Source organism: Arthrobacter silvisoli (genome assembly GCF_003369445.1).
GTDB lineage: Bacteria > Actinomycetota > Actinomycetes > Actinomycetales > Micrococcaceae > Arthrobacter > Arthrobacter silvisoli.
This window is the reverse complement of sequence record NZ_QRCU01000059.1, coordinates 134,483-159,954: the sequence shown is the minus strand read 5'-3', so window position 1 is coordinate 159,954 and position 25,472 is coordinate 134,483. Positions and strand designations below refer to the sequence as shown.

Genomic DNA, 25,472 nt, shown 5'->3' with positions numbered 1-25,472 from the left:
GCGCGGTCAGTGTGGATCCATGGCACTCACAGACTCTTCAACAGCAAGCGCAGAACGCGCGGCCCCACCATCGGGGGCCCGCGGCAGCTCCTTCCAGTCCGTCCACACAGATGCCCGGCCCGGCGCAGGGAACCTGCTCCGGCACGCTCCCGTGGACACCCGCTCCGGCACCGCCGTCCTCGACGTCACCATCCCCGTCTTCAACGAGGAGTGCGACCTCGAAGAGTGCGTGCGCCGGCTCCACAGCCACCTGCGGGCCGGGTTCCCGCATCCTTTCCGGATCACCATTGCGGACAACGCCAGCACGGACGCCACCCTGAAGATCGCCGAGCGCCTGGGCCGGGAACTCCCCGAAGTGGTCGCCGTACACCTCGATGAAAAGGGCCGCGGCAACGCGCTGCGGAAAGTCTGGCTGGCCTCCCCGGCACCTGTCCTGGCCTACATGGACGTGGACCTCTCCACGGACCTCGCCGCCTTGGCGCCGCTCCTGGCGCCGCTGATCTCGGGACACTCCGATCTGGCCATCGGCACCCGGCTGACCCGCAACTCCCGGGTGGTCCGCGGACCCAAGCGGGAGTTCATCTCGCGCAGCTACAACCTGATGCTGCAGTCGCTCATGGGTGCCCGTTTCAGCGACGCCCAGTGCGGTTTCAAGGCCATCCGGGCCGACGTGGCGCAGCGGGTCCTCCCCCACACCTTGGACAAGGAGTGGTTCTTCGACACCGAACTGCTGGTTCTGGCCGAACGCTGCGGGCTGCGCGTCCACGAGGTGCCCGTGGACTGGATCGACGATCCCGATTCCAGCGTGGACGTGGTCCGCACCGCCCTGGCCGACCTCCGCGGCATGGCCCGCCTGAGCCGCGACCTGCTCAGCGGCCGCATCCCGGTGCCGGAACTCCGCGCCGCCCTCGCCCGCGGTCCGCTGCCTGCCTCCGACCGCGCGGCCGAGAAGAACCCGCGCAACAAGCTCTTCGGGCAGTTGGTGCGGTTCGGTGCGATCGGCGCGGCGTCCACCTTGGCCTACCTGGCCCTCTTCCTGTTCTGCCGCGGCTTCATGGATCCGCAGCTGGCCAACTTCCTGGCCTTGCTGGTGACCGCGATCGCCAACACCGGCGCCAACCGGCGCTTCACCTTCGGCATCCAGGGCGGCGGCGCCGTGCGGCACCATTTCGAGGGGCTCCTGGTGTTCGGCATCGGGCTCGGGCTGACTTCAGGTGCACTCACCCTGGTGCATCACGGCCCGACGGCGCCCGAACGCTGGGTGGAAGTCCTCACCGTGGTGGCGGCGAACCTCGCCGCCACGGTCCTGCGCTTCCTGTTGTTCCGGCTGTGGGTGTTCCGGCAGCCACGAAACCTCCCGGCCCCGGCCATCCCGGCCCCGACGCCTCCCACGCCAGGCCGTGCCGCATCCGGGTCCGCAGGCTCCCGTCCCGTCGAAACAGAAACGGCAGCACGATGACCTCCACCGTGACCCCCGCCAGCCCGGCGGACACCATCACCCACCGGGGGGCGCACCGGACGAAGACCCACTGGTCCCGCATCGCTTTCGGCGGCCAGCCCCGGTGGGTGCGGCCCTCCGCCGTCGGGCTGCTGCTGGCCACAGCGGTGCTGTACCTGTGGAACCTGGCGGCCACCGGCTACGCGAACTCCTTCTATGCCGCAGCCGTGCAGGCGGGCACCAAGGACTGGACTGCGATGCTCTTCGGTTCGCTCGACGCCGGCAACGCCATCACGGTGGACAAGCCGCCGGCCTCCCTCTGGATCCCAGCCCTCGTGGGCCGGGTGTTCGGCTTCTCGCCGCTGAGCATGCTGGTGCCGCAGGCGCTCATGGGCGTGGCCGCCGTCGGGGTCCTGTACCTGGCGGTGAAGCGCGTGTCCGGTCCGGCGGCAGGCCTGCTGGCCGGCGGCGCGCTGGCCCTCACCCCGGTGGCGGCGCTGATGTTCCGCTTCAACAACCCGGACGCCATGCTCACCCTATGCCTGGTCCTGGCAGCGTACTTCACCACCCGCGCCATCGAACGCGCCGGTTGGAGGTGGCTCGCGGCCGCGGGCGCGGTGATCGGCCTGGCGTTCCTGACGAAGATGTTGCAGGGTTTCCTGGTGGTGCCCGGCCTGGGTCTGGCCTACCTGTGGGCAGCGCCCACCACGCTGCGCCGCCGGCTGCTGCACCTGCTCGGCGCGCTGGGCGGCATCCTGGTGGTGGCCGGCAGCTACATCGCGCTCTTCCAGCTGACGCCTGCCTCGGCACGGCCGTACATGGCGGGCTCGGAGACCAACAGTTTCCTGGAGCTGACTTTCGGCTACAACGGCCTGGGCCGCATCACCGGTTCGGGCGAAGGCATGCCCGGCGGGGGTGGCATAGGCGGCGCAGGCGGGGGTCCGGGCGGCGGCAACGCCGGCTTCGGCGGCGCGGCCGGCCTGCTGCGCATGTTCGGCACCAGCTTCGGCGCCGAGGTGTCCTGGCTCCTTCCGGCCGCCCTGCTCCTGCTGGCCGCCGGCCTGTGGTTCACCCGCCGCGAGGCCCGCACCTCCCGCACCCGCGCCGCGCTCCTGTTGTGGGGCGGCTGGCTGCTGGTCACCGCGGGCATCTTCAGCTTCATGAGCGGGATCGTGCACCCGTACTACGCGGTGGCGCTGGCTCCGGCGATTGCAGCCCTGGTGGGCATCGGCGGTGTGGAACTGTGGCGCGGCCGGGCGCACTGGCCGGCCCGGGCGGTACTCGCCGCCGCCGTCCTCGCCTCCTCGATCTGGGCCGCCCTGCTGCTTGCCCGCGATCCCTCGTGGCTGCCATGGCTGCGCGTCCTTGTGGTGTTCCTCGGCGTGCTCGCCACAGCGGCACTGCTCCTGCGGGTGGACCTGATTGCCGGCCGCTTCCGGAAAGCGGCGGCCGCCGCCGCCGTGGTGGCCTCCTTGCTGGCAGGCGGGCTGGGCACGGCTGCTTGGACGATCGCCACCGCCGCGGTGCCGCACTCTGGTTCCATCCCGACGTCGGGCCCCGCCTCCGCCGCGCTGGGCGGCTTCGGAAACCGCGACGGCGGCGCGGGCGCCTTGGGAGGTGCTCCCGGCGGCTCCCCTGATGCCGGAAGCAGCAGCGAGCTGTCCGCCCTGCTTTCCGCCACCACCACGAAGTGGTCCGCGGCAGTATCGGGCGCCACGCAGGCCGCGAACCTTGAGCTCGCCTCCGGCACGAGCGTGATCGCGCTCGGCGGCTGGAACGGCAACGATCCCTACCCCACCCTGGCGCAATTCCAGCAGATGGTGGCCAACGGCGAAGTCAGTTACTTCATTACCGGCGGCATGGGCGGTTTCGGCGGCGGAAGCTCCGACGTGGCCACCTGGGTGGCCGCGAACTTCCCGGCCGAGACCGTGGGCAACTCCACCGTATACAAGCTGAGGAAGTAGGCCGGCCGCCGGACCGGACGCGAGCCGGCAGAGGGTCCTAGAGGCTGATTTCGATCAGGAGGCGGCCGTTGTCGTCCAGGGTGACGGCGGCCGACGCCGCGGCGTAGTCCGGGATGCGTACGAGTCCTTCCGTGGCCCGGCCCCCGCCGTCGCCCACCACCACAGTGCGCATGCCGGCGGCCCGGGCCGCGGCGATCCCGGCCGGGGCGTCTTCGAAGACCACCACGTCGGAGGGGTCCGCGCCGAGCAGGGCGGCCGCCGCGAGGTAGCCTTCCGGGTCCGGCTTGCCGCGCGTCACGGACTCGGCGGTGACCGCCGTCGCGGGCATGTCCAGGCCGGCCGCCCGCATGCGGATCTCTGCGAGCCCCCGGTCCGCGGACGTGACGAGGGCGACGGCGTCCGCCGGCAGGGCACGCAGGAAGGCCTCGGCACCGGGCAGGGCCACGACGCCGTCGGTCCGGGTGCGTTCCATCTCGCCGAGTTCGTCGGTGAGCGCGTCGATGTCCGCCCCGGCCGGCGCGTAGCGGGTCACGGTGTCGCGGGCCTGCACGCCATGTGAGGTGCGCAGGATGTCCGCGTAGTCCAGTCCGTAGCGGGCGGCGAACTCGCCCCACACCTGTTCCACGACCGCCGTCGAATCCACGATGGTGCCATCCATGTCGAAGAGGACGGCACGGACGGTGAACGTTGTCGCGTCAGCGATGGTGCCGGCGGTGTTGGTTCCGGTGGAGGCGGGCAGGCTCATGCATCCATCCTGCCTGCCCGGGCACGCGCGCCCAAGCGGGAGGCCGTATGTGTCGAGGCTGCCCGGGCGTCAGCCGTTTGGCCGGTGCGGGATGTACTGCACGGCCCACTTGTTGCCGTCCGGGTCGGCGAAGTACACGAAGTGACCCCAAGGCTGGATGTCGATGTCGCTGACGTCCACGCCGTTTTCCTTGAGCTGGTCGTGGGCGGCCTGGATGTCGCTGACCACGATCTGCAGGCTCGGGGCCGAACCGGCAGGGGCGTCGCTGAGGCCTTCGCCGATCGCGATGGAGCAGGCCGAACCCGGCGGGGTCAGCTGGACGAACCGGAGACCGTCCATGGGTCGTTCGTCGAAGTCGGCGTTGAAGCCCACCTTGTTGACGTAGAAATCCTTGGCGCGGTCCACATCGGACACAGGGACAAATACGAGTTCCAGTTTCCAGTCCATGCGCCACAGGCTAGTGGGGCCCGGGTGGAAACGATAGGGGGCTTCGGCGGGCGGGAGCTACAACGGGGGCGACGCTCCTCCCCACTTGCATCGGGCCTGCCGGCCCACGGCCCCCCGAAATCCGCGGATCTTCGCGGGCGCCGCGAGCGGGCAGCAAAGCAACCGGGAGGGAACGTCCGGGAACCCGGGACCGCTGCGGCACAAAGGAAGCGGCGGCCACCGGAGTGGACCGCCGCCGTCGTCGTTGTATTGCCTAGCCCGCCACGCCGTAGAGGCGGTCGCCGGCGTCGCCGAGGCCCGGAACGATGTAGGCCTTGTCGTTGAGCCTCTCGTCGATCGAGGCCAGCACGATCTTGACGTTGGCCTCGGAGAGTTCTTCCTCCAGCTTGGCCAGGCCCTCCGGGGCGGCGAGCAGGCAGATGCAGGTGACATCCGAGGCGCCGCGCTTGAAAAGGAACTTGATGGCCTCGCGCAGGGTGCCCCCGGTGGCGAGCATAGGGTCGAGCACGAAAATCTGCCGGCCGGTGAGGTCCTCGGGCAGGCGCTCGGCGTAGGTGATGATGTCCAGGGTTTCCTCGTCGCGGGCCATTCCCAGGAAGCCGACCTCGGCGGTGGGGACCAGCTTGGTCATGCCCTCGAGCATGCCCAGGCCCGCGCGCAGGATCGGTACCACCAGGGGCGTGGGCTTGGTGAAGGCCGTGCCGGTGGTCTTGGTGACCGGCGTTTCGATGTCCACGGTCTCCGTGCGGACCTCGCGGGTGGCCTCGTAGGCCAGGAGGGTGACGAGTTCTTCGGTGAGCTGGCGGAAGACCGGTGAAGGGGTGTTCTTGTCCCGCAGTACGGTGAGCTTGTGGGCAACGAGCGGGTGGTCCACGACGAGTGTGCGCATGGGTCCAAAACTATCATTGAAGCCATGAGCAGCTCCGAGCCGTATCACGCCGAACACGCGGCATGGATGGGCCTTGCCCTGGACGAAGCCCGCCGCGCGCTGGACACCGACGATGTGCCGATCGGCGCCGTTGTTCTAGGGCCCGACGGCGGGGTGCTGGGTGCCGGACGGAACGAACGCGAAGCGCACGGGGACCCCACCGCGCATGCCGAGATCGTGGCGATCCGCGAGGCGGCCGCAGCCCTGCAGCGCCATGCCCGGGAACTCGGCGAAGGCGGGGACGGCTGGCGCCTCGAAGACTGCACCCTGGTGGTCACCCTGGAGCCGTGCGCCATGTGCGCCGGGGCGATCGTGCTGGCCAGGATTCCGCGGGTGGTGTTCGGAGCCTGGGACGAGAAGGCCGGGGCCGCAGGCTCCGTGTTCGACATCCTCCGCGAGCGCCGGCTCAACCACTGGGTGGAGGTCTATCCGGGGGTCCGGGAGCCCGAGTGCGCTGCGCTGCTGCGGGACTTCTTCGCAGCGCACCGGGGGTAACGGCACCGCAAGGCGGGCGCGACTCACCCTTCCGGCTGAACTTCGGGACGGACTCCGAACAGCGGCAGGACGACGTCGTCCACCACCTCCTGGAGGTAGTCGTCACTGACGGGCAGGCCCGAGAAGATGACGCGCTGGCGCAGGAGCGCCGGTCCGGCTTCCAGCCGCCGTTCGGTGACGAGGCCTGCGTCGCATTCGCCGCGCGCCACGGCCCGGCCGACGATCTCGCGCATCGTCCGTACCATGTTGCCCCGGCCGAACTCCCTGATCTGCGCCGCCGCGTCCGGGTTCTGCAGGGATTCGCCCAACAGTCCGATCATGGCTTCGCCCACCACTCCGTCCAGCAGGAGGACGATCTGCCTCATGAGGGCCAGGACGTCACCACGCAGGCTTCCCGTGTCCGGGGTTGAGCTGTAATCCGGCATCGCGTCATAGGCGGCGTCCAGCACCAGTGCCGCCCGGCCGGGCCAGCGCCGGTAGAGGGAGGCCTTGCTGGCGCGGGCGCGCTCGGCGACCCGCTCCATGGTCAGGCCGGCGTAACCGGATTCGGCGATTTCGGCGCGCACGGCCGCAAAGATGGCACTGTTCAGGGCGGCGCCGCGGCGGCGGGGCAGCGTGCGGTGATCGGTCCCCGGCGCCCGGGTCATGACGCCGTCCCCGCCGCGGACGGAGCGCCGGCGGCCGCCCTGACCTCACCCCGGCTCCCATCGACCAGCACCCTCTGGCCGTCGTGCAGGACTTTGGTGCCCTTGGCTGTTCCCATGACGGCCGGTATCCCATATTCGCGGGCGACTATCGCAGCGTGCGAGCCGAGGCCACCGGCGTCCACCACCACGGCCGCTGCGCGCTGGAACAGCGGCGTCCATGAGGGGTTGGTGTAAGGGCAGACCAGGATCTCCCCGCTGCGCAGGCTGCCGAAATCTTCCGGACCGTGGATCACGCGCACCGCTCCCGCGGCCTGGCCGCGGCTGGCGCCGGTACCCCTGAGCAGCGCTCCAGGCAGGGCTCCTTGCGCCTTCCGGCCATCGACGAACAGCACGGCCGGGTCGAGGAGCGGGATCCCCTCCAGTTCGCGCCGCTTGGCGGCCCGGGCGAGCACCAGCGGGCGGTACCGTTCGCGCACCCACGCCGGCAGCGCACCGCCGTCGGGCACTTCAGTGACCGCTTCCAGCTCTTCGAGGCGCAGGTGATACACGTCCCCGGGCGCGTCCAGCACGCCGGCGTCCGACAGCCTGCGGCCCAGTTCCAGTTGTGCCCGTCGGAGCAGCGGCAGCACCATGGTGGCGTAGAAGTGGCTGTCTTCCCGGAACGCCATGCCGGTTTTGGCTTCGTCGACGGCGGCCAGGACCAGGCGGCGCACGGCGCCGGCCCGCAGGGCAGGATGCCGTTTGAGTTCCGCAAGCGCGGCACCGGTCTGGTCCTCGGCGGGAGGCCGTTCGCCGGTCAACGCCTTGACCAGGCCAAGGACAACGTCCGGCGCATCGGACCAGGTGGGCGCACTGCTCAGCACCACACTGACGGTCTCGCGATGGCCGAACTCGGCCAGGAACGCATGGAACCCGGCGCGGAAGGGCCCGAACGCCGGATCGTGCTCCACCCTCTCCAAGAGGGCCACCGCGCCGCCGTCCCGGGAGCCGCCATTGTGGAAACCGGCAAAAGCCGTGGAAAGGACGGCGTCGCTCCTGACGAGGGCGGCGAGGTCTTCGAGGGCGCGGTTGGCCTTGCTGGTCCGGGTTTCGGCCCCCGCGACGAGGGCCGGGGCCAGCCGGGATTTCCCCAGCAGCAGGAGCATGAGCCGCAGCTTGGCCTGCGGGACGAACGAACCCGGCAGGTAGGAAACCCGCAGGTCCGTGATCTTCTCCATCGCGGTGAAGGTGTCCCTGGCCAGGCCGAGTACACCTGTCCAGCTGAGCCGGGAAGGATCCTTCCCACGCAGCCGCTCCACCTCGGCAAGGAAATCCGGGAAGCGGCGGTCCCGGGTCCACTCGGCCGGCTTGAAGCGGCGCACCCTCCGGGCAACGGAGACCGGCGCGGCGAGGGTGCGCAGCGTGGGCCTGGGCACCGGGGGCACGAGCTGGAGCACCACGCCGTCCTCCTCCGGAAGGATCTGGTGCAGCGACGGGAACACGACGCCTACGCTGCCTGCCATCCGGCCGAGCATCGCGAAGATGCCGCGCTGCATCCACCCCGACACGTCCAACGGGTAGGGCCGCTGCTGGAACATCTCCACGAAGAACGGCCCCACCATGCGCTGGAAGCGGCTGAGTGCCGGCGGCTGCGGTGGCAGCCCCGTCATGGGGCGCGACTGCAGCACCTGGATCCGGCCGTCCGCAACAGCCCATTCCATGTCCTGCGGACGGCCGAAGAGTTCTTCGGCCCGCCGCGCCAGCCGCGCCAGTTCCGCCAGTTCGGCGTCGGTCAGTTGAGGGTCGGTCAGTTGAGGGTCGGTCAGCTGAGAGTCCGCCGGCTGAGAGTCCGCCCGCGATGGTCCGGCTGGCACCACCTCCTCGGTGCCGCCGCCCGCCACGGCCCGGACGATCACTTCATTCCCGCCGGGCGTGAAGGACAGCGTGTGCCCCCTGCTGTCCAGGACGTAGTGCCCGGGTGTCACCAGCCCCGACACCACGGCCTCGCCCAGGCCCGCGCCCGCATCCACCACGATTTCGCCGCGCTCGCCCGTGACCGGGTTGGCTGTGAACATGACTCCCGCGGCGCGGGGTTCCACCATTTCTTGCACCACGACGGCGATCGCCACCGTGCGCGGGTCGATCCCCTGACGCTGCCGGTAGGCCACGGCCCGGTCGGTCCACAGGGAAGCCCAGCAGCGGACGACGGCGTCCAGCACCTCCCGCTCGCCGATGACGTTGAGGAAGGTGTCCTGCTGCCCCGCGAACGCGGCGCCCGGCAGGTCCTCCGCCGTGGCGCTGGACCGGACGGCGACGGGCCCCGCGCCCAGCGCGGCGTACGCTGCGGCAATCGACGACCTCACTTCGGGCGGCACCGTGGCGGCGCTGACCAGCTCCCGGAGGGCGCCGGCGTCGGGATTTCGGCCGTCGGGATCCTGGCCGTCGGGATCCTGCAGGAGTGCCTGCAGCCGCCCGTCCAGCCCGCTATCGCGCAGGGTCGTGGTGTACGCCGCCGTCGTGACGACGAAACCTTCGGGAACCGGGAAGCCGTGCCGCACCAGCTCGCCCAGGTTCGCTCCCTTCCCGCCGGCCACGGGGAGATCCCGTGCACCGAATTCGGCGAGGGTGCCGACCAGTTTTTCAGTCATTGCGGGGCTCCCGGAGAGTCGGTTCGGATGGGGCATCGGAAAACGAGGTGGTGCGCAGTTCGCGCTCGGGCAGGAACAGGGTGGCCACGAACGCCGCGAGCAGCACCAGTGCGGCATAGCCGAAGACGGGCGGCAGCGCCCGGCCAAAGGCCTCGGCGACGGCGGCACGGTCCTGGGCGGGCAATGCCTCCAGCGCTTTGGGTGTGAGGGAATTGATGCGGCTCCCCAGGGCTGCCGCCACGTCTCCGGGTACGGCGAGCGCAAAGCGGGCCGCGATGAGGGAGCCGATCACCGCGACACCGACGGAGGCACCCACCTGCCGCATGAAAGCGACGGTGGAGGTCGCTGTTCCGAGATCACGCCGCTGCACGGAATTCTGCACCGCCAGCACCATGACCTGCATGACCAGTCCGATCCCGAGGCCCAGGACCACCATCGCCACCGTGACCAGAGCCGGGCCGCTCCGGGCGTCCAGGGTGCTGAAGAGCAGGGTCCCCAGGGCCGCCAGCAAGGTCCCCGCCACCGGGTATGCCTTGTAGCGGCCGGTCCGGGTGATCAAAGCGCCGGACACCGTCGTCGTCACCAGGAGGCCGGCCATGAGGGCGACGAGCATGGCGCCCGAGGCCGTGGCGGACATGCCCATGCCCACCTGCAGGAAGGCGGGCAGGTAGCTCACCGAGGCGAACATGGCGAAGCCGATCAGGAAACTGACCGCAGTGGGGATGGAAAACGCCCGGTCCCGGAACAGCGCCAACGGGATGACCGGGTCCTTGACCCGCCGGGCCGTGGCCAGCCAGCCCACGACGGCGGCGGAGGCGACGGCGGCCAGCACCGGCACGAGCCACTGCGGTCCGTTGTGGGCGCCCCCGCTGCACAGCAGGATGACGGCCACAATCGCCAGGCTGAGAAGGGCCGCTCCCCCGTAGTCCACCCGCCGCTCCCTGGACACCGGTGGCAGATGCAGGGTCAGGGAGACCACCGCGAGGGCAGCACACCCCACGGGAAGGTACGCGTAGAAGATCCAGCGCCAGGAGAGCAGGTCCACCACCGCACCGCCGGCAAGCGGGCCCGCCACGGCAGCCAGGATGAAGGCAGCGCCGATGATGCCAAGGAACCTGCCGCGTTCGCGTGGGCTGACGAGTTCGCCGATCACTGCCTGTGCCGCGATCATCAGCCCACCGCCGCCGGCGCCTTGGACGGCCCGGTAGGCGATCAGTTCGGGCACCGACTGGGCCAGCGAGCAGAGTCCGGCGCCGAGGGTGAACAAGATGAGGGAAGCCTGCAGGACCCGTTTCCTGCCGTAGGCGTCGCCCAGCTTCCCGGTCAGGGGCATGGCAGCCGTGGCAGCCACGAGGTAGCCGGTGATGATGGTGGACATTTGGTCCAGGCCATGGAGGTCCCCGGCCACCGTGGGAAGCGCCGAGGCCATGATCGTCTGGTCCAGGGCGCCGAGGAACATCACCAGCAGCAGCCCGGGCAGGGCGGTACGGAGCGCGGGCGGCATCGGAGGTCTGGTGTGCTGCGTGCTGTCCATGCCGTGTCCTTGGCCTCGATGCAGCGACCGGGCCCCGGTTCGGATCAGGGCCCCGGTTCGGATCAGGCCCCGGTTCGGATCAGGCCCCGGTTCGGATCAGGGCCCCGGTTCGGATCAGGCCCCGGTTCGGATCAGGCCCCGGTTCGGATCAGGGCCCGGTTCGGATCAGGGCTCGGCCGGGATTAGAGTCCGGTGCGTTCCCTAAAAATGCTACGCCGGCGCATTAGAGAACTCAACGTTTTCTATGAGGCGAGGGCGGCTTTTATGAGGCGAGGGCGGTCCGCGAGGCAGCCCGTGCCGGCATGCCTTGCGCCGGCGCTTGGAACAGCGTCCCCTCGAGCACGCTTCCCCGGAACGTCCGCACCGCAACCAGCACCCAGGCGCCCACCAGCAGGACGTACCCGACGGCGGCCATCGCCTTGAACACGCCGAGCCCGGTGTGCGCGGCGAGCCCGCTGAGGCCGGTGACGCAGGTGCCCACGGGGAAGGTGAAGGACCACCAGGCAAGGCTGAAAGGCAGCCCGCTACGGGCGGTGCGCAGCGTGACCGCGGCGGCCAGGGCAGCCCAGAGGAGCGCGAAGCCCAGCACCGGAACCCCGTACAGCACGCCGAACGTTTCAAGGGCGTGCAGCAGTGTTCCGGACACCGCGAAATGCGCGTTGGCGCCCAGCAGATTGGCCGCGGTGATGGACTGGCCCAGCGGTCCGAGCACGATCCAGAGGGTCGGCACCGCGGAAGCGGCGAGGTTCTTGTGTACCGCCAACCGCTGCCACACCAGGGGAATGATGAGCAGCGAGGCGAGCAGGCTGAGCCCGAACATGGCGTAGCAGGCCATGAGCATGGCCGTCCTCGCCTCGCCCGCAGGAAGGTACGGGAGCAGCAGGGCACCGGTGGAGGCCGAGACCATCGGCGGCACAACGGGCATCAGCCAGCCGCCGAAGGCATCGCAGGCTGAAACCTTGTGCCGGGTGAACTGCAGGTACGGCACGGCGAAGGCGCTCGCCAGGCCGAGCAGGGTCCCGAGAACCCACAGCACGGCGTCGACACCCAGGGCGAGGCGCTCCCCCAGCACATCCTTGCCCAGCAGCAGGGTGCCGGCGCCCACCGTGAGGAGCGCCATCGGCGGGGCGCCGTAGAAATGCGCCATCACCGGGTGCCGGTGGTGGCCTCGGGCAGCGTCGCGGTGCCGGACCCAATGCACCACGGTGGACCCCGCGAGCAGGAGCAACAGCAGGGAAGCCGCCGCCCAAAACAGCGTGGCCACGGCGTGCAGGGCCGGAAACTGCAGCGGCAAGGTGGCGCCCGCCGTCGCAATCACCCCGGTGCCCATGATCGTGGCGAACCAGTTCGGGCCAAGGTTCGCGAACAGTTCAGACGGCCGTTCCAGGCTGCGCAGCAACCGCCGCTCCCGCAGCCTGCTTTGACGCGCACCGCCGAGCATCAGAATTCCCATGCCATCCATGCTTCCGTGCCAGCACACGCCGAAGTAGGGGGCATACACTTGTCAGGGTACAAGCCGGCCTTGTACCCACCACCCGGACCCGCCCGCCGCAGTGCGACACCAGGAGAACCCGTGCTCAGCTCCCGCATCCCCGATCTGTCCGCGCTGGAGATGCTCGCCGCCGTGCACGAACTCGGCAGCCTGTCCGCCGCCGGAAAGAAGCTCGGGCTATCCCAGCAGGCGGTGTCCTCCCGGATGCGCTCGCTGGAGTCCCGGATCGGCGCCGCCCTGCTGACCCGCACACCCCGCGGTTCCTCCCTCACGGAATCCGGCGAACTCGTGGCCGGCTGGGCCGCCGACGTCCTCGCTGCCGCCGAACGGCTCGATGCCGGCATCGCTTCGCTCCGTTCCGACGCCGTCCGCCAGCTGCACGTCGCCGCGAGCCAGACCATCGCCGAGCACCTCCTCCCGCACTGGCTGGTGGCCCTGCGCCGGCAGCAGGAATCCCTCGGCCTCACGCCCACGGTCGTGGAACTTGCCGTATCCAACAGCGAGACGGCGGCAGCCCGCGTCCGCTCCGGCGACGCCGACATCGCCTTCATCGAAAGCCCGCAGCTGCCCGCCGGCCTGAGCACCGCCGTCGTGCAGGAAGACGAACTGGTCCTGGTGGTCGCCCCTGGACACCGCTGGGCCCGCCGGAAGGCGCCGGTCACCGCGGCCGAGCTCGCCGGCGTCGGGCTGGTCACGCGCGAGCACGGCAGCGGCACCCGGGACGCGCTGGAACACCTGCTTGCGGCGGCCGGCATCCCGGAGCAGGCCGCTCCCCTCGTGGAACTGCCGACGACGGCGGCCGTCCGTTCCGCCGTCGCCGCCGGAACCGCTCCTGCCGTGCTGAGCGCGCTCGCCGTGCGCGACGACGTCACCCTGCGCCGGCTGGTGGTGGTGCCGGTGCGCGGCTTGGTCCTGCGGCGCAGCCTCAGCGCCGTGTGGCTCTCCGGGAACACTCCGCCGCCCGGCGCCGCGCGGGACCTCGCCGCGGTTGCCGCCCGCCCGATGCCGGGCTCAGCGGGGGCCAGTTCCAACGCTTCCCGTCCGGTATGACCCCGCAGAGCCGCGGCAACAGCCTGGGCCCGATGGGCTTTGTGCTCGCCTTCGGGGTGGTGAGCATGCTGGCGGACGTCGTCTACGAGGGCGCGCGGTCCATCACGGGGCCGTTCCTGGCCACCTTGGGCGCCACGGCCGCCATGACCGGTTTCATCACCGGCTTCGGTGAAGCGGTGGCCCTGGTGATGCGGCTCGGGACCGGACCCCTGGCTGACAGGACGCGCAGGTACTGGCCGCTGACCATCGCCGGCTACGCGTTGACGGTGGTCGCCGTTCCCCTGCTGGCGTTGGCCGGTTCCTTGTGGCAGGCCTCTGCCCTGGTGGTTGCGGAGCGTTTCGGGAAGGCCGTCCGCTCGCCTGCGCGGGACACCATGCTGTCGCACGCCGGTTCGCGCCTAGGACGGGGGAAGGCGTTCGCGATCCACGAGGCGCTGGACCAGTCGGGAGCGCTCATGGGGCCGCTGCTGGTCTCGCTGATGGTGGCTGTTGCGGGCTACCAGCTGGGCTTCGGCGTCCTGGCTGTTCCCGGAGTCCTCGCTCTACTGGCCGTGTTCCTCCTGCGGCGGGCGGTGCCGGCACCGGAACGCTACGACACAGCCGTCGACGGCCGAGCCCCGGCTCCGGGAGTCCCAGTCCCGGGAGTCCCAGCCCCGACTAAGGGCCGCGGGTCCGCGGGGAAGCGCACCCCGCTTCCGGCGCGGTTCTGGTGGTACAGCGCCTTTACGGCGGTCTCGATGTTCGGCTTCCCGACCTTCGGCGTCGTGTCCTACCACCTCGAGATCCAGAAAGTCCTGCCCCCGGCGCTGATCCCGGTGAGCTACGCCGTGTCCATGGGCGTCGCTGCCCTCGCCGCGCTCGGATCCGGTGCCTTGTATGACCGGACCGGGCTGCGCGGGCTGCTCCTCACCCTCCCCCTGACCGCGGCGGTACCGTTCCTGTCTTTCACCACCGACACCGCCCTGGTCTGGGCAGGAGCCGTGGTCTGGGGCGCCGCCCTGGGCATCCACGAATCAACCCTCCGCGCCGCTGTCGCGGATCTCGTTCCCGTGGCACGGCGCGGCGCCGGCTACGGCATCTTCACCGCCATCTACGGGATCTCGTGGCTGGCCGGATCCACGATCATCGGCGCCCTGTACTCAGCGTCCCTGCCGAGCTTGGCTCTCTTTACCGTGGGCACGCAGCTCGCGGCGCTGCTTGTCTTCCTGCCCCTGTTCCGGCGGGGAAGAACGGAGTACTGGCGCAGAGGAACAGAGGCCTGAGGCCGTCTGGTCATGGCGCAGCCGGAGGAGGAACATTGGGGGAACACTACAGCCGGTGTGCTGGCGGCGCGACTCGAGGTGGGAAACCAGCGTGAAATCCAGGGGGAAATACGGCAAAGCCACGGAGGACGCGTACTACTCCCTGTTCGGCCCGCTCAATGTTGCAAAGGGACTGGCACTCCTCGCGGGGGTGGTGTTCCTTGTGTTCCGGCCTGACGCTTCGCCTCCTATCGAGGCATGGACGCCAACCACTATCTGGTCGATCGCAGCGATGGCAGCTTTGATCCTGGCTTCATTGGCATTCTTAGTAAGGGCATGGGTCCGACTGCCGCGGTTGCTCAGATCGGCCAGGGCGGACCGGCGGAGCGCAGCCGCAGGCTTTCCTCTGGCCCCTGAAGAACCCGCGGCCTAAGGTTCAGTCGAGGGGTGCCTGCCGAGGAGGAGCCACATGGCCGTCGAGTTCAACCACACCATCGTCTACGCCCGGGACAAGCGCCTTTCCGCGGAATTCCTTACCCGGATCCTCGGCCTGCCCGCGCCGACGCCCATATGGTCCTTCATGACGGTTCCGCTGGAGCACGGCGTGGCCCTCGACTTCGCCACTGCCGAGGGCGACATCAAACCGCAGCACTACGCCTTCCTTGTCTCCGAGGACGAGTTCAACGGCATCCTCGCCAGGATCTCAGCCGAGGAAATCCCGTACTGGGCCGACCCCGGGCGGACCCGCCCGCAGCAGGTCAACCACAACGACGGCGGCCGGGGCGTCTACTTCAAGGACCCGGACGGGCACCTGCTCGAGGCCATCACCCGCCCGTACGGCTCGGGGGCGGCATGAGCGAAGACTCGGTGCGCCTCACCGCCACCGTCACCGGCCAGGTGCAGGGCGTCGGCTTCCGGTACCGGACCATGATGGAGGCCCGGCGCTTGGGGCTGAGCGGGGAGGCGGTCAACCGCTGGGACGGCTCGGTCTACGTGGTGGCCGAGGGTACCCCCGAAGGGGTCGAGGCACTGCTGTCCTGGTTGCGCTCCACCAGGGCTCCGGGCCGCGTGCAGCATGTGGAGGCCTCGCTGAGCCGGGCGAGCGGGGAGTTCTCCGGCTTCGGCGTGGAGTGACAGCCCCCTGCTCACTCCCCTTCCCACGCCCCGATCGCCGCGAGGACGCTCTGCGCCGTGGCTGTCCAGGTGGGCAGGATCGCGCGGCACGCCAACGCCGCGGCACGCCAGCGGGCGGCCAGCTCCGGATCTTCCAGCCAGGCGGCGAGCGCATCCGCCAAGGCGGCCGGGCCGCCGTCGAGCTCCACCGCAGCGCCGGCGCCGGACTGCCCGAGCGCTTCCTCGGCCCCGGTCCCCCGCCGCACGATCGCCGGAACCCCGTGGGCCAGGGATTCCGGCACAGCCATGCCAAAACTCTCGCGGGCTGAGACCAGCACGCTGAGGTCCGCGGCGTGCCATTGCGCCTCGAGTTCCGGTCCGTGAAGTTCGCCGCTCAGCCGGATGCGGTCTTCCAGCCCGTACTTCGCGACGGCGGCCCGCACCTGGGCGGCGTAGTGCGGGTCTGCGTCCGGGGAACCGATGAGGGCCGCCGTCCACGGACTTCCGCGGAGGCGGGCCAGGGCTTCGACCAGGAGCAGCTGGCTCTTGTTCGGCAGCAGGGCTGCCACGCAGACGATGCGGGGTGGCTGCGATCCGGCCGCGGTTTCGGCGGGCAGAGTGCCGGGCAGCGCGACGTGGACACGTTCCAGGCCGTACAGTTCCTTGAGTTTCGCCGCGGCAAAGGAACTGGGGCAGATCACCCCGCTCGCGGCCGCCAACGCCCGCGATTCACGGTGCGCGTGATCCGTGAAGGCCATGTGCGAGAGGACCCACACCCGCGTCCCGGCCTGCACGGCCGCGGCAAGCTCACCCGGCGCTCCGGCTGCAATGAGCCCGTCGACGATTGCCAAGCGCGCGTCGCGCAGAGCCCAGGCGAGCGACTCCCGGTCCTCGGACCGCCCGGGCGGCCACTCGCCGTCGAGCATCACCACCTCGGTCCGGGCACCCAACGCTTCCAGCTGTTCCACCAGCCGGGCGTTGTAGAGGTTCCCGCCGGAACGGTGCCCGATGTTGCCCGGGACGATGAAACGGATAGCGTTCATTGCTGAGGCTGGTCGGGCGGCGGGAGCTCGAGCGAGTAACCGGCCCAGGCGTCGGGGGTTTCGCGGAGGACGACGTCGATCGCGGCTATTGCGGCGCCGTCAGGCAGTTTTTCCGCGAGCCGTTCGGCGATGTGGCGGGCGAGGACCTCGGTGGTGGTCAACTGGCCGGCGAACTCGGGGAGCTCGTCAAGGTTCTTGTAGTTAAGTTGGTCAAGGACCTGCTGGAGCAGTTCCCCTGCCGCTCCGATGTCAATGACGACGGCGTCCTGGTTCAGTTCCGCGCGGCGGAAGCTGACCTCGGCTACGAAGGTGGCCCCGTGCAGGCCCTGGGCCGGGCCGAAGGATTCGCGAGGGAGGCTGTGGGCGATCATGAAATGGCGTCGGACGGTGAGGCTGAACATTGCTTATCCTTCCGGGTAGCTGATCACGTGGCAGGAGCTTCCGTCGTGGTGGGCCGCCAGCTGTTCCATGGTGTGCGGGAGTTCGGTGAAGCTCGAGTCCGGGCTGAGGAAGAGGTCGAACACGGGGTCCTTCAGCAGGCCGACGGCCAGTTCCAGGCGTTCGGCGGTGCTGCGCCGGTGGCGGCGGGCCCGCGCCACTACGCCCACCTGGCTGGCGGTGATCGAGAGCCGGCGGGCGTGGAAATCTTCGCCGAGCGGGATGCTTACCGGTGCATCCCCGAACCAGGAGAGTTCGATGACCCGGGCTTCGTCGCCCGCCAGCTGCAGGCTGCGGCGCAGGCCTTCGCTTGTTGCGGAGCAATGGAAGACGATGTCGCAGTCGCTTTGTGCCGACTCCGGCGCGGCGAAGCCGATGGTGAGCGCCTTGGCGGTTTGTTCTTTGGCGGGGTCGACGTCGACCAGCTCGAGCCGCTGGAGCGGGAACTTCCGCAGCAGGGCCGCCAGGGTGCCGCCCAGCAGACCGGCCCCGACGACGGCCACCCGGTCACCCAGCCGCGGCCCGGCTTCCCAGAGGGCGTTGAGGGCGGTCTCCACCATTCCGGTGAGGACCGCGCGGCGGGGTGGGACGCCGTCGGGAATTCTTGTGAGGTCTTCAAGCGGCACGACGTAGCGGTCCTGGTGCGGGTGGAGGCAGAACACCGCTTTGTCTTTCCATTCGTCGGGTCCTTCCTCCACGATGCCCACGGAGAGGTAGCCGTATTTCACGGGTGACGGGAAATCGCCTTCCTGGTGCGGGGCGCGCATGGTCTCCGCGACGCTCTTCGGGACGTGGCCTTCGTGGACGAGGAGCTCGGTGCCCTTGCTGATGCCCGAATACAGGGTTCTGACGAGTGCCTCGTTGGCTTTGGGTTCAGGCAGTTCTTCGGAGCGGAGTTCACCCTTGCCCCGGCCTACGGTCCAGTAGGCGGTGGCGTGGCTGCCCTTCGCCTGACTGTGTTCGGCCGCTTCGTTGCGTTCTTCAGGGTTGGTCATCTTGCTCACGAATCTAGCCGGGGCCGGGGTGCTATGGAAGGCCGTTTTGGGGAACCGCCGCCACCTCCGGTAACCTATTCCAGTTGGTGACGTGTCCGAGCGGCCGAAGGTGCAACACTCGAAATGTTGTTTGGTGTAACAGCCAACGTGGGTTCAAATCCCACCGTCACCGCCACATAGCGAGGCCACGGTTCCCTTTGTTTACAAGGGAACCGGGGCCTTTTGCTTTGGTGGAACAGGGAGCTGCACGATCCGTGCCCGGGGCCCTCCGAGGAGGAAACGGTGTACCCACACTGGGGTCTCACCCATTATTCGGGTATGGACAGCAACAGCCCGGCTAGCCATCCGTCCGCAGCACGGGACATGGAGCGGTTGACGACCGGATCGCTATCGCTCGTCTTCACGATCGTCAATACCGCTGTCTTCGTTTGGACACACTTGCCTGCCGGACCGGTGTCGACTCGGGGCGGGGAGTCGCTTCAGTATTAATTGGCTTCTGCTTCCCGATGGCCATCATCACCGGCATCACAAGCCTGGTCGCGGTGATCCGGAAAGATGGGCGAGTAGCAGGGGCAATCACTTTGGTCCCGACGACGCCGATAGTTCTAATTGGCGTCTGGGGCTTCCTGAGCACACAGGTGTTCTGACCCTTTTCGCTCGGGATCGTTAGTCGTCACGACGAACGGGATAGCCGGACCCAAGGGCCAAGGATTCGGGTAAGGTTTCCGGGCCTTTCCAAACCGCCTATGAATGTATAGGTCATTCGGGTTCCTCTGGGTTCAAGGGGAGGCCCGCGGCGATCCGCCGGCGGTCCTCCCTTGCCTCCTTGTAAACCAGCCGCAGTCGAAGTGCACCCTTCACAACGAACCCGAATGACGTCAGTACCAACACGACTATCGTGGCTGCCGACCAGATGGTCGTAGCGGTCCATGTTTCGGGAGGGCCGTGCAAGTCAGGTTGAAAGACAGCGAACACCACGATCGCAGCGATCATCACCATGTTCGCAACGGCGTAAGGCCCGAACATTGAGAAGACGGCGCGCCAAGTGGCTTTGCTGCTTTTCATTTTGGAACCACCTTCTGTCCTATCGTCACGGGTGGTCCATGCTGGCCCACCTTCAACAACGGTTCAACTCTTGAGCATCCGCCCGCGTGAAGGCCTGCACCAGCTAGCTTCTCGTCGGCGGAGTCTTTGCGGCTCGGCGGTACCACCAGATGCTCATCAGCAGGAGAGCCAGGTCCAGGATTTGGAGGATCCAGTAGGCCAAGGTTGCGCGTCTTCCCTCGAACATCACGGCGACCGTGTTGTTCGCCAGAAGCGCCAGCGCGAAAATGCCCATGACCACGGCTTGGACTTTGGTTGGCTGCATCCTTTTCCTGGCGCCCATGACCTGATCCTAGCCACAACTCTCCGACAGATACCGCTTGCATCCTTAATTCAATGCTGAATGCCTACCCGGTGATCGTCCGGCCCGCGGAGCACTGGCGGTTCCGTTCGGCGCATTAGGGAATTCCGAAGGCACCCTGTACGTTGTTCCTTCGCGGACCACCCCCTGAGAAAAGAGGCATCTACAAGTGGCAGCTGATTACGACGAACTTCGCTCGGACGTAAAGGAGTCGCAGGAACAGTCCCTGCAGGCGCTGCAGTCAGCCGGTGCACCGACGGCAAAGAGCGTCGTGCTGGAGCTGGATGAAACTGACGGACTCGACGCCGGCGGACCCGGTGGAGAGATTGTCGCGGAAGAACTTATCGTTCAGGTCATCCCGCAGGGCGAGGACGAGTTCGTGTGCAGTTCGTGTTTCCTGGTGCGTCACCGTTCCCAGATCGCCAAGGAGAAGGACGGGCTCCGCTACTGCGTGGAGTGCGAAGGCTGACCTCCGACCCTTCGGTCTTTGTGACAAGCAATGGTCGCGGAAGCGCATTACCCTGTTCTGAAAATCGACTCGGCAGCCTCTCAATCAAAGGAGAAGCAGAATGCTCAATGTCCTTACTGCACAAGTCCGGGCCGCCCATCTATTGGTCCGGCCGGAGGAAGAATGGGATGCGCTCACCGATGACCTCTGGCGGGCGTACGACAGCAAGGACGGCGACCTCGTCGAGCAGCTTTGCGAACCGTACCTTGCCTCCTGGCGGGTAGTCACCCGCAACCTGCTCGCGGAACCGCTCGCGGCGGCCGGCATCAGGGTCGCCCGCCCAGCCCATCCGTGGGCTATCGCCACACTGGAGCGCGACGGCGTCGTGCAGGAACCGTTGCTGTGCTCCCTGGACAATGAACTGCCCGATGCTTGGGAGGCGGCGGCAGCAGACGGCGGCCTGCAGCTACAGCACTTCAACGACATCATGGCCGGCTACGAGAGCTGCCTCCGGGAACTCCTCAGCAGACAATCGGCGTAGGGGCGGCAGCCCGCCTTACGGGACATCGCTGCCGGGCTTGCGGAGGTTGAAGCCTGGGAGCGTGGGGTCGCCGTAGTTGACGCCGATCGATCGTCCGTGAGCGAAGTGGGCGTTGGCAATTTCGCTGATTTCCCGGCTGCTCTTATTGGGGTAGGCCAGAAGAATCCACTCGTAGTCCCACTCCTGCATTGCCCGCACGTGACTTGTTTGCTTGAGAGCGCGCATTTGTGCCGCAAGTTCATCAGCGGAAAGAGGCTTGGGCTTGGGCGTCCGAACCGGTTTGGCCCTCCGGACCGACTTGGGCTTGGGTTCGGGAGCCTGGGCCGGCAGCCGCGGCGGTTCCCCCAACTCCTGACTGACTTCAGGTGGCGGGGTTCTCCCGACGATCACAAACGCAACTATCAGCCCGACGATCACCGTGATGACGCTAAGGGCTGTCAAGATGGCTACCCAGTAGGTGCTGATGAACCAGATCACAAGCAAGAAGATGACAAAGCCGGCGGGGCCACAGCCGGAAGCACCGGAGCCCAACGCGGCAGCGCTGCTAGATCTACGACGCTTGGCCATACTGCAGGGTCTCACCTGGCACCGACAATTTCATGGGGAGCGCAACCTCAGAATGGTTCCCAGCCAATGGCTGTTCCCGCCCTGCGGCAAGGTTCCGGCAAGGCGCAATACAAGGACGGCCCCGCGCCGGATGCGGGGCCATCCGTGTCCTGTCTGGTTCAGGGTTGGGTGTAGACGTAGGGCTTGAGTGCCGGTTCGGTTCCGACGTGCGGGTACGCGGCGAGTTGGGCGAGGACGGTGTTCCAGAGGTCCACGTATTTTCCGGGGAAGGTCAGCGGGTTGACGCCGGGCATGAGCAGTTTGGTGCAGGTGGAGGCCGGGACCCTCGCGGGGTTTGCCGGTCCGTCGTGGCTGAGGGCGTCCACGGCCAAGGCGTAGGCGACCGGGTCGTAGGTGCCGGTGGCCAGGTGGTCGGCCGCGTTGAGCGGGCAGACATCCTGGAGCGCGACGTTGGTAATGGTGCCTGCGCCGCCGTGCAATGACGTGGTCCCGGAGTCGTCCAGGTTGGGGGTGACGAACTGGTCGGTGCGGGAGTAGACGTCCGTGTAGGAAATGCCGGCGAAGGTTTCCTCATAGGAGTTGGTCGCCTGGGTGAAGGCGGAGTTGTACCGCTGCTGCTGCAGTGCCGGAGCGCACCCGGCGGCGCACATGCCGTCCACGGTCAGGCTGCCGTGGTTGGTCGCACCAAGGGCCACGTAGTCATCGACCATGGCCCTCGTGTCGGGCCAGAACCGCAGCGCGAACCGGGGAGCGAGACCGCCCTGGCTGAACCCGACAAGATCCACCTTGCGGCCGCTGGTCGCGCGGACTTCCCGGATCGCGTTGACGATGTACTCGGCCGAGACCTGGATGTCGTTCATCGCGTCTTCGGGCAGGGTGACCGAGCAGTAGGGCCAGTCCAGCTTGTCCAGAGCCTGGAACCAGTTCCCGTCGTAATTCGCCTCCGGGGTCAGCGTGGTTCCGGGAATCAGCAGCACCACGTCCCGTGTTGCATCGCCGGCATTCGCCGTGCACTCGAGGCTGGCGTCCAGCAGATTCTGCGGCACGGAAAGCGCCGGGCCTGGCTGGTCGACCGGAGCGTACACGGGTTCGCCCGGCTCGGCGAAGGCGGCCGCAACCGGGGCGAAGGCCAAAGTCGCGGCAGTGGCTGCGGCGAGGACTGCATTGCGGGTCAGTTTTCGGACTGCTATTGAACGGGGCTCTCTCACTGAATGATCCATTTCTGTTGTCCCGGCCGGAGAGGCGGGTATCAAACGGGCAGACGGATCATGACAGAGGCGCGAGGCCCACCGCTTGTCACGCACAATTCCTTACTAGGTGCGACGGACCAAGAGGTTTTGATAGGTGGCGCGCTGCATTACTGGGACTGGATATTCTTCTTCGCGCTTTGCATGAGACGTTGCATTCGCTCGTCGACTATTGCGGCGAGCCGCTTGCTAGTCCGTGTGTCGAGGTACGGACCGAGCAGGTCATGGGCCTCCCGTCGAACCTGGCTACCATCAGGTGCATCCCCAGCCCACGCACAGAAGGCCCGGTTCCTTCCGGAAAAGGAACCGGGCCTTACATTCGTGCTGAATCAATGAGCACGGAAGGCCGAAGCACATGCGGGAACAGGAATTCAGCGGTGCTGAAAATCAACCATCACGGCGCCGCTTCACGATGGCGGCGAGGGAAAAGCCGGACACACCAATCCAAGCGGCGAGAATCATCCCGCTGAGGACGGGGAACTTGTCCGCTGCACCAAACGCCGCTGCGCCGACCGCGATCCCGCTCAAAACAGTCGTCCGAAAGACGGGGTCCGCGACAACCATGACCAACGCCCGCCCCTACACCTTCGACTTCCGGTACCCCGCCTGCTGCGCCGCACGTTCAGTGGCGAAGCAGACCTCCGGCGTCGTCCGGCTGTAGTAGCGCTGGCCCGGCAGGTGGTAGATCCTACTCGGCGCGTTGCCCTTGATCGGGGCCCACGCCGGGCAGTTCCACGTGCTCACAGGCCTGGCCGACGTCGGCTTCGGCGCGGGAGCAACCACGCGCACGGTCGCCTGGCCAGTGGAACTGGCCTTCAAGGCGCCCGTGGCCGGCATGCGCACGGACCACTTGCCCGTGACGGAAGCGGTGAAGGTGGTGCGGAGATAGCCGGTGGTGTTGGTCTTCAAGGTGCGCACTACAGCGTTGGGCTTCGCGCCATCCGGATCGAAGTAGACCACAGCCGTGACCGTACCGGTCTTGACCCACGTGCGGCCGTTGAAGCCCTGCATCTGGCCCTGGACTGTGATCGCGTTGCCGCGGACAACCGTGGCCGGGCCGGCGGAGAACGCGGCCACCCGGGTGGTCACCGTCGGAGCCGCCTGCGCCGGAGCTGCAACGACGACGGCGGGAGCGACGAATGCGGACAACGCCAGCAACGTGCCAAGCGCTTTCCGGCGGAATGCAGCAGGGCGCAATGAAGTACTGAACAAAATGAATTCCCCCATGGAATCGCTGCCTTAATTCAGGCAGAACTATGTGTACGAACTGAATCCTAGCCGCGCTCCACGACGTTCCTTCCCGCTTTCTTTTTGCGGACACGGACAAACCAGCCCGACACGCCGAAGCAGCCCGGGAAATCCGGGCTGCTTCGGAATGCAAACGGGAAGGAACGTCGCCCAAGAACCAAGAACTACGCCCGGAACTTCACTTCCCCACCCACCACCGTGAGCACCACGGAAGAAGCCAGCAGGGAATCCACCCCGGCCACAAACGGGTCGGTGTCCAGCACCACGAAGTCCGCCAGCATCCCCGGAGCCAGGCGGCCGAGGTCGTGCTCACGGCGGCAGGAGAACGCCGCGTCGCGGGTGGCGTGGCCCAGCGCGGCGGCCAGCTCCAACGCGTACGTGGGCAGGTTCGCGGGCAGCGACGGCTCCAGCGCGGACTTCCGGGTGGTGGCGATGTACATGTTCGGCAGCGGCGGGTGCGGGGCCGTGGGCGCGTCCGAACCGAGGGCCAGCACCGCACCGGCGTCAGTGAACTCTGTCCACGGGTAGGCACGCTCGATCCGGTCGTCGCCCAGCATGGCCCGCCAGTTTTCCTGCACGGCAGGATCGGCGTGGACCGGCTGCATGGATGCCACGATGCCCAGCCGGGCCAGCCGCGCGATGCTCTCCGGCGTGACGGTCTCCATATGCTCGATCCGGTGCCGGCGGTCGCGCGGCCCGTTCACCGCGTTGGCGTGCTCGAACGCGTCCAGTGCCACCTCGGAGGCGAGGTCGCCGATCGCGTGGATGGCGATCTGCAGCCCCTCGGCGTCGGCCGCGGCCACCACCGGGTTCAGGTACTCGGGCGCCCAGATAAGGTCGGCGTTGCTGCCGTCCGAATACGGTTCCTTCATGGCCGCCGTGCAGCCGTCGATCACGCCGTCGGCAATGATCTTGATGCCCATCACGCGCAGCCACGGCGTGTTCACTTCGCGGCTGAGTTCGGCGGCCCTGGCCACTTGGGCCAGGTTTTCCTCGTGGTTCTCCGACGGCGCCACGAGCCAGTGCGCGTTGATGCGCAGCGGCAGGGTGCCGCCGCCGGCTTCCAGGGCCCGGCGCATCGCCGCCAGTTCGGCCTCGCCGAGGGCCATGTCGATGCCGCTGGTGACCCCGGTGGACAGGTAGTGCTCGAAGGCTGTGGCCAGCTGGGCGTCCCGTTCCGCATCCGAGGTCAGGGATGCAAGGGTGGGCCAGGCGTACTGGTGCATCGCGGTTTCGTGCAGCAGCCCCGTGGCTTCACCGGTCACCGGGTCGCGTTCGATGATGCCGCCCAGCGGGTTGGGGGTGTCCTTGTCGATGCCCATTTCGGCGAGCGCGGCCTTGTTCACCCACACCGAATGGAGGTCGTTCGCGTCCAGGTACACCGGGCGGTCAGGCACGACGGCGTCAATCATGTCCGCGGTCGGCGTACCGCCGGGGACGGCAGAGAACAGCCAGCCGCTGCCGAGGATGCGCGGCGCCTCCGGGTCCGCGGCCACCGCGTTCTTGAGCCGGAGCTGGATCTCTTCCAGGTTGCCGGCGTCGCGCAGGGCCACCTTCTGCATGGTCTCGCCCATCATCACCAGGTGCGTGTGGGCGTCCACGAAGCCAGGCATCACGAATGCGCCGCCGAGATCAATGTCGGAAAAAGCAGCCCCGCCAAGCACCTCGCGCGCGGCCGCCTCGCTGCCCACCTGGGCCAGCCGTTCGCCGTCGACGATCAGGGCTTCGGCAAGCGGGACTTCGGCAAGCACAGGACCGTCGGCAGTGAAGATCCGGGCGTTGCGGTAGAGGGTACGGGTGGTCACAACTGTTCCTTTGT

27 protein-coding genes and 1 tRNA gene are annotated in these 25,472 nt (G+C 68.3%); 11 read left to right on the top strand and 17 right to left on the bottom strand.

From position 1 onward, the window contains the following. The first annotated feature begins 19 nt into the window (after window positions 1-19). Window positions 20-1,459, top strand: a complete 1,440-nt coding sequence (locus DWV11_RS14115) for a glycosyltransferase (protein ID WP_115789542.1) — start codon at window positions 20-22, stop codon at window positions 1,457-1,459. Further along, complete coding sequence (locus tag DWV11_RS14110) at window positions 1,456-3,402, top strand: ArnT family glycosyltransferase (protein WP_115789541.1); 1,947 nt, start codon at window positions 1,456-1,458, stop codon at window positions 3,400-3,402. Before DWV11_RS14115 ends, DWV11_RS14110 begins: the two co-directional genes overlap by 4 nt. A gap of 37 nt (window positions 3,403-3,439) precedes the next feature. Here DWV11_RS14110 and DWV11_RS14105 read toward each other — a convergent pair whose 3' ends face one another. From DWV11_RS14105 to upp, 3 genes are all read right to left on the bottom strand, one after another. Further along, window positions 3,440-4,147 carry an HAD-IA family hydrolase gene (locus tag DWV11_RS14105; RefSeq protein WP_115789540.1) on the bottom strand — a complete coding sequence of 236 codons (708 nt, stop codon included), beginning with the start codon at window positions 4,145-4,147 and terminating at the stop codon, window positions 3,440-3,442. A 69-nt stretch (window positions 4,148-4,216) separates the two neighbouring features. After that, a complete protein-coding gene (locus DWV11_RS14100; protein ID WP_115789539.1) occupies window positions 4,217-4,594 on the bottom strand; it encodes a VOC family protein in 378 nt (125 codons plus the stop codon). A 253-nt stretch (window positions 4,595-4,847) separates the two neighbouring features. Next, entirely contained in the window at window positions 4,848-5,483 is a 636-nt protein-coding gene (gene upp / locus DWV11_RS14095; RefSeq protein WP_115789538.1) for a uracil phosphoribosyltransferase, read from the bottom strand. Between the two features lie 24 nt (window positions 5,484-5,507). On the opposite strand from upp, the gene DWV11_RS14090 reads away from it, so the two are divergent. Further along, window positions 5,508-6,017: a nucleoside deaminase gene (locus DWV11_RS14090; RefSeq protein ID WP_115789537.1), complete on the top strand. Its 510-nt coding sequence runs from the start codon at window positions 5,508-5,510 to the stop codon at window positions 6,015-6,017. 23 nt (window positions 6,018-6,040) lie between these two features. Here DWV11_RS14090 and DWV11_RS14085 read toward each other — a convergent pair whose 3' ends face one another. The 4 genes from DWV11_RS14085 to DWV11_RS14070 all read right to left on the bottom strand — a co-directional run bounded on the left by DWV11_RS14085 (window position 6,041) and on the right by DWV11_RS14070 (window position 12,278). After that, entirely contained in the window at window positions 6,041-6,664 is a 624-nt protein-coding gene (locus DWV11_RS14085) for a TetR/AcrR family transcriptional regulator (RefSeq protein WP_115789536.1), read from the bottom strand. Beyond that, the gene (locus DWV11_RS14080) at window positions 6,661-9,291 is read right to left on the bottom strand and encodes a PEP/pyruvate-binding domain-containing protein (protein ID WP_115789535.1); all 2,631 of its coding nucleotides are present in this window, start codon (window positions 9,289-9,291) and stop codon (window positions 6,661-6,663) included. The genes DWV11_RS14085 and DWV11_RS14080 overlap by 4 nt, the downstream gene beginning before the upstream one ends. Continuing rightward, window positions 9,284-10,825, bottom strand: coding sequence for an MDR family MFS transporter (locus tag DWV11_RS14075; RefSeq protein WP_210725759.1), 1,542 nt, complete (start codon window positions 10,823-10,825; stop codon window positions 9,284-9,286). The genes DWV11_RS14080 and DWV11_RS14075 overlap by 8 nt, the downstream gene beginning before the upstream one ends. A gap of 262 nt (window positions 10,826-11,087) precedes the next feature. After that, window positions 11,088-12,278 carry a TDT family transporter gene (locus DWV11_RS14070; RefSeq protein ID WP_245953646.1) on the bottom strand — a complete coding sequence of 397 codons (1,191 nt, stop codon included), beginning with the start codon at window positions 12,276-12,278 and terminating at the stop codon, window positions 11,088-11,090. Window positions 12,279-12,398: 120 nt separating this feature from the next. Here DWV11_RS14070 and DWV11_RS14065 point away from each other — a divergent pair, with 120 nt between their 5' ends. From DWV11_RS14065 to DWV11_RS14050, 5 genes are all read left to right on the top strand, one after another. After that, window positions 12,399-13,367, top strand: a complete 969-nt coding sequence (locus DWV11_RS14065; RefSeq protein WP_115789534.1) for a LysR family transcriptional regulator — start codon at window positions 12,399-12,401, stop codon at window positions 13,365-13,367. Further along, a complete protein-coding gene (locus DWV11_RS14060) occupies window positions 13,364-14,629 on the top strand; it encodes an MFS transporter (protein WP_245953644.1) in 1,266 nt (421 codons plus the stop codon). The genes DWV11_RS14065 and DWV11_RS14060 overlap by 4 nt, the downstream gene beginning before the upstream one ends. Before the next feature lie 237 nt (window positions 14,630-14,866). Beyond that, the gene (locus DWV11_RS20160; RefSeq protein ID WP_168404711.1) at window positions 14,867-15,025 is read left to right on the top strand and encodes a hypothetical protein; all 159 of its coding nucleotides are present in this window, start codon (window positions 14,867-14,869) and stop codon (window positions 15,023-15,025) included. Between the two features lie 52 nt (window positions 15,026-15,077). Beyond that, window positions 15,078-15,464: a VOC family protein gene (locus DWV11_RS14055; protein ID WP_115789533.1), complete on the top strand. Its 387-nt coding sequence runs from the start codon at window positions 15,078-15,080 to the stop codon at window positions 15,462-15,464. Next, a complete protein-coding gene (locus DWV11_RS14050) occupies window positions 15,461-15,742 on the top strand; it encodes an acylphosphatase (RefSeq protein ID WP_115789532.1) in 282 nt (93 codons plus the stop codon). Before DWV11_RS14055 ends, DWV11_RS14050 begins: the two co-directional genes overlap by 4 nt. An 11-nt stretch (window positions 15,743-15,753) precedes the next feature. Here DWV11_RS14050 and DWV11_RS14045 read toward each other — a convergent pair whose 3' ends face one another. From DWV11_RS14045 to DWV11_RS14035, 3 genes are read right to left on the bottom strand one after another with little or no spacing between them, the layout of a single operon-like run. Beyond that, window positions 15,754-16,764 carry a glycosyltransferase family 4 protein gene (locus DWV11_RS14045; RefSeq protein ID WP_115789531.1) on the bottom strand — a complete coding sequence of 337 codons (1,011 nt, stop codon included), beginning with the start codon at window positions 16,762-16,764 and terminating at the stop codon, window positions 15,754-15,756. Then, window positions 16,761-17,165 (bottom strand): 6-pyruvoyl trahydropterin synthase family protein, encoded by a 405-nt coding sequence (locus DWV11_RS14040; RefSeq protein WP_115789530.1) that lies wholly within the window; start codon window positions 17,163-17,165, stop codon window positions 16,761-16,763. The genes DWV11_RS14045 and DWV11_RS14040 overlap by 4 nt, the downstream gene beginning before the upstream one ends. 3 nt (window positions 17,166-17,168) lie before the next feature. Beyond that, window positions 17,169-18,197 (bottom strand): zinc-dependent alcohol dehydrogenase, encoded by a 1,029-nt coding sequence (locus DWV11_RS14035; RefSeq protein WP_115789601.1) that lies wholly within the window; start codon window positions 18,195-18,197, stop codon window positions 17,169-17,171. Window positions 18,198-18,282: 85 nt separating this feature from the next. Here DWV11_RS14035 and DWV11_RS14030 point away from each other — a divergent pair. Then, window positions 18,283-18,372, top strand: a tRNA-Ser gene (locus DWV11_RS14030). 584 nt (window positions 18,373-18,956) lie between these two features. Here the strand turns inward: DWV11_RS14030 and DWV11_RS14025 are convergent. Then, a complete protein-coding gene (locus tag DWV11_RS14025; RefSeq protein WP_136017910.1) occupies window positions 18,957-19,262 on the bottom strand; it encodes a hypothetical protein in 306 nt (101 codons plus the stop codon). A 103-nt stretch (window positions 19,263-19,365) separates the two neighbouring features. Beyond that, complete coding sequence (locus tag DWV11_RS14020; RefSeq protein WP_136017909.1) at window positions 19,366-19,566, bottom strand: hypothetical protein; 201 nt, start codon at window positions 19,564-19,566, stop codon at window positions 19,366-19,368. Window positions 19,567-19,771: 205 nt separating this feature from the next. Here DWV11_RS14020 and DWV11_RS14015 point away from each other — a divergent pair, with 205 nt between their 5' ends. Together DWV11_RS14015 and DWV11_RS14010 are read left to right on the top strand one after the other, a co-directional pair. Beyond that, on the top strand, window positions 19,772-20,071 hold the full coding sequence (locus tag DWV11_RS14015; protein ID WP_115789527.1) for a DUF4193 domain-containing protein: 300 nt from the start codon (window positions 19,772-19,774) through the stop codon (window positions 20,069-20,071). A 100-nt stretch (window positions 20,072-20,171) separates the two neighbouring features. After that, window positions 20,172-20,591 carry a hypothetical protein gene (locus tag DWV11_RS14010; protein WP_115789526.1) on the top strand — a complete coding sequence of 140 codons (420 nt, stop codon included), beginning with the start codon at window positions 20,172-20,174 and terminating at the stop codon, window positions 20,589-20,591. Window positions 20,592-20,606: 15 nt separating this feature from the next. Here the strand turns inward: DWV11_RS14010 and DWV11_RS14005 are convergent, their stop codons facing one another. The 5 genes from DWV11_RS14005 to DWV11_RS13990 form a co-directional block, all read right to left on the bottom strand. Continuing rightward, window positions 20,607-21,158, bottom strand: coding sequence for a hypothetical protein (locus tag DWV11_RS14005; protein ID WP_115789525.1), 552 nt, complete (start codon window positions 21,156-21,158; stop codon window positions 20,607-20,609). Between the two features lie 158 nt (window positions 21,159-21,316). Next, window positions 21,317-22,366: a lipase family alpha/beta hydrolase gene (locus DWV11_RS14000; RefSeq protein WP_210725758.1), complete on the bottom strand. Its 1,050-nt coding sequence runs from the start codon at window positions 22,364-22,366 to the stop codon at window positions 21,317-21,319. A gap of 426 nt (window positions 22,367-22,792) precedes the next feature. Beyond that, a complete protein-coding gene (locus DWV11_RS20155) occupies window positions 22,793-22,969 on the bottom strand; it encodes a hypothetical protein (protein ID WP_168404707.1) in 177 nt (58 codons plus the stop codon). A gap of 15 nt (window positions 22,970-22,984) precedes the next feature. Next, window positions 22,985-23,632, bottom strand: coding sequence for a sunset domain-containing protein (locus tag DWV11_RS20255; protein WP_210725757.1), 648 nt, complete (start codon window positions 23,630-23,632; stop codon window positions 22,985-22,987). Window positions 23,633-23,817: 185 nt separating this feature from the next. Continuing rightward, window positions 23,818-25,458, bottom strand: a complete 1,641-nt coding sequence (locus DWV11_RS13990) for an amidohydrolase (protein WP_210725756.1) — start codon at window positions 25,456-25,458, stop codon at window positions 23,818-23,820. Window positions 25,459-25,472: the final 14 nt, after the last annotated feature.

Coding starts and splice junctions, on each gene's coding strand:
- DWV11_RS14115 (WP_115789542.1), top strand. CDS start 20: ATGGCACTCACAGACTCTTCAACAGCAAGCGCAGAACGCGCGGCCCCA.
- DWV11_RS14110 (WP_115789541.1), top strand. CDS start 1,456: ATGACCTCCACCGTGACCCCCGCCAGCCCGGCGGACACCATCACCCAC.
- DWV11_RS14105 (WP_115789540.1), bottom strand. CDS start 4,147: ATGAGCCTGCCCGCCTCCACCGGAACCAACACCGCCGGCACCATCGCT.
- DWV11_RS14100 (WP_115789539.1), bottom strand. CDS start 4,594: ATGGACTGGAAACTGGAACTCGTATTTGTCCCTGTGTCCGATGTGGAC.
- upp (WP_115789538.1), bottom strand. CDS start 5,483: ATGCGCACACTCGTCGTGGACCACCCGCTCGTTGCCCACAAGCTCACC.
- DWV11_RS14090 (WP_115789537.1), top strand. CDS start 5,508: ATGAGCAGCTCCGAGCCGTATCACGCCGAACACGCGGCATGGATGGGC.
- DWV11_RS14085 (WP_115789536.1), bottom strand. CDS start 6,664: ATGACCCGGGCGCCGGGGACCGATCACCGCACGCTGCCCCGCCGCCGC.
- DWV11_RS14080 (WP_115789535.1), bottom strand. CDS start 9,291: ATGACTGAAAAACTGGTCGGCACCCTCGCCGAATTCGGTGCACGGGAT.
- DWV11_RS14075 (WP_210725759.1), bottom strand. CDS start 10,825: ATGGACAGCACGCAGCACACCAGACCTCCGATGCCGCCCGCGCTCCGT.
- DWV11_RS14070 (WP_245953646.1), bottom strand. CDS start 12,278: ATGGGAATTCTGATGCTCGGCGGTGCGCGTCAAAGCAGGCTGCGGGAG.
- DWV11_RS14060 (WP_245953644.1), top strand. CDS start 13,364: ATGACCCCGCAGAGCCGCGGCAACAGCCTGGGCCCGATGGGCTTTGTG.
- DWV11_RS20160 (WP_168404711.1), top strand. CDS start 14,867: ATGGACGCCAACCACTATCTGGTCGATCGCAGCGATGGCAGCTTTGAT.
- DWV11_RS14055 (WP_115789533.1), top strand. CDS start 15,078: ATGGCCGTCGAGTTCAACCACACCATCGTCTACGCCCGGGACAAGCGC.
- DWV11_RS14050 (WP_115789532.1), top strand. CDS start 15,461: ATGAGCGAAGACTCGGTGCGCCTCACCGCCACCGTCACCGGCCAGGTG.
- DWV11_RS14045 (WP_115789531.1), bottom strand. CDS start 16,764: ATGAACGCTATCCGTTTCATCGTCCCGGGCAACATCGGGCACCGTTCC.
- DWV11_RS14040 (WP_115789530.1), bottom strand. CDS start 17,165: ATGTTCAGCCTCACCGTCCGACGCCATTTCATGATCGCCCACAGCCTC.
- DWV11_RS14035 (WP_115789601.1), bottom strand. CDS start 18,197: ATGACCAACCCTGAAGAACGCAACGAAGCGGCCGAACACAGTCAGGCG.
- DWV11_RS14025 (WP_136017910.1), bottom strand. CDS start 19,262: ATGAAAAGCAGCAAAGCCACTTGGCGCGCCGTCTTCTCAATGTTCGGG.
- DWV11_RS14020 (WP_136017909.1), bottom strand. CDS start 19,566: ATGCAGCCAACCAAAGTCCAAGCCGTGGTCATGGGCATTTTCGCGCTG.
- DWV11_RS14010 (WP_115789526.1), top strand. CDS start 20,172: ATGCTCAATGTCCTTACTGCACAAGTCCGGGCCGCCCATCTATTGGTC.
- DWV11_RS14005 (WP_115789525.1), bottom strand. CDS start 21,158: ATGGCCAAGCGTCGTAGATCTAGCAGCGCTGCCGCGTTGGGCTCCGGT.
- DWV11_RS20155 (WP_168404707.1), bottom strand. CDS start 22,969: ATGGTTGTCGCGGACCCCGTCTTTCGGACGACTGTTTTGAGCGGGATC.
- DWV11_RS20255 (WP_210725757.1), bottom strand. CDS start 23,632: ATGGGGGAATTCATTTTGTTCAGTACTTCATTGCGCCCTGCTGCATTC.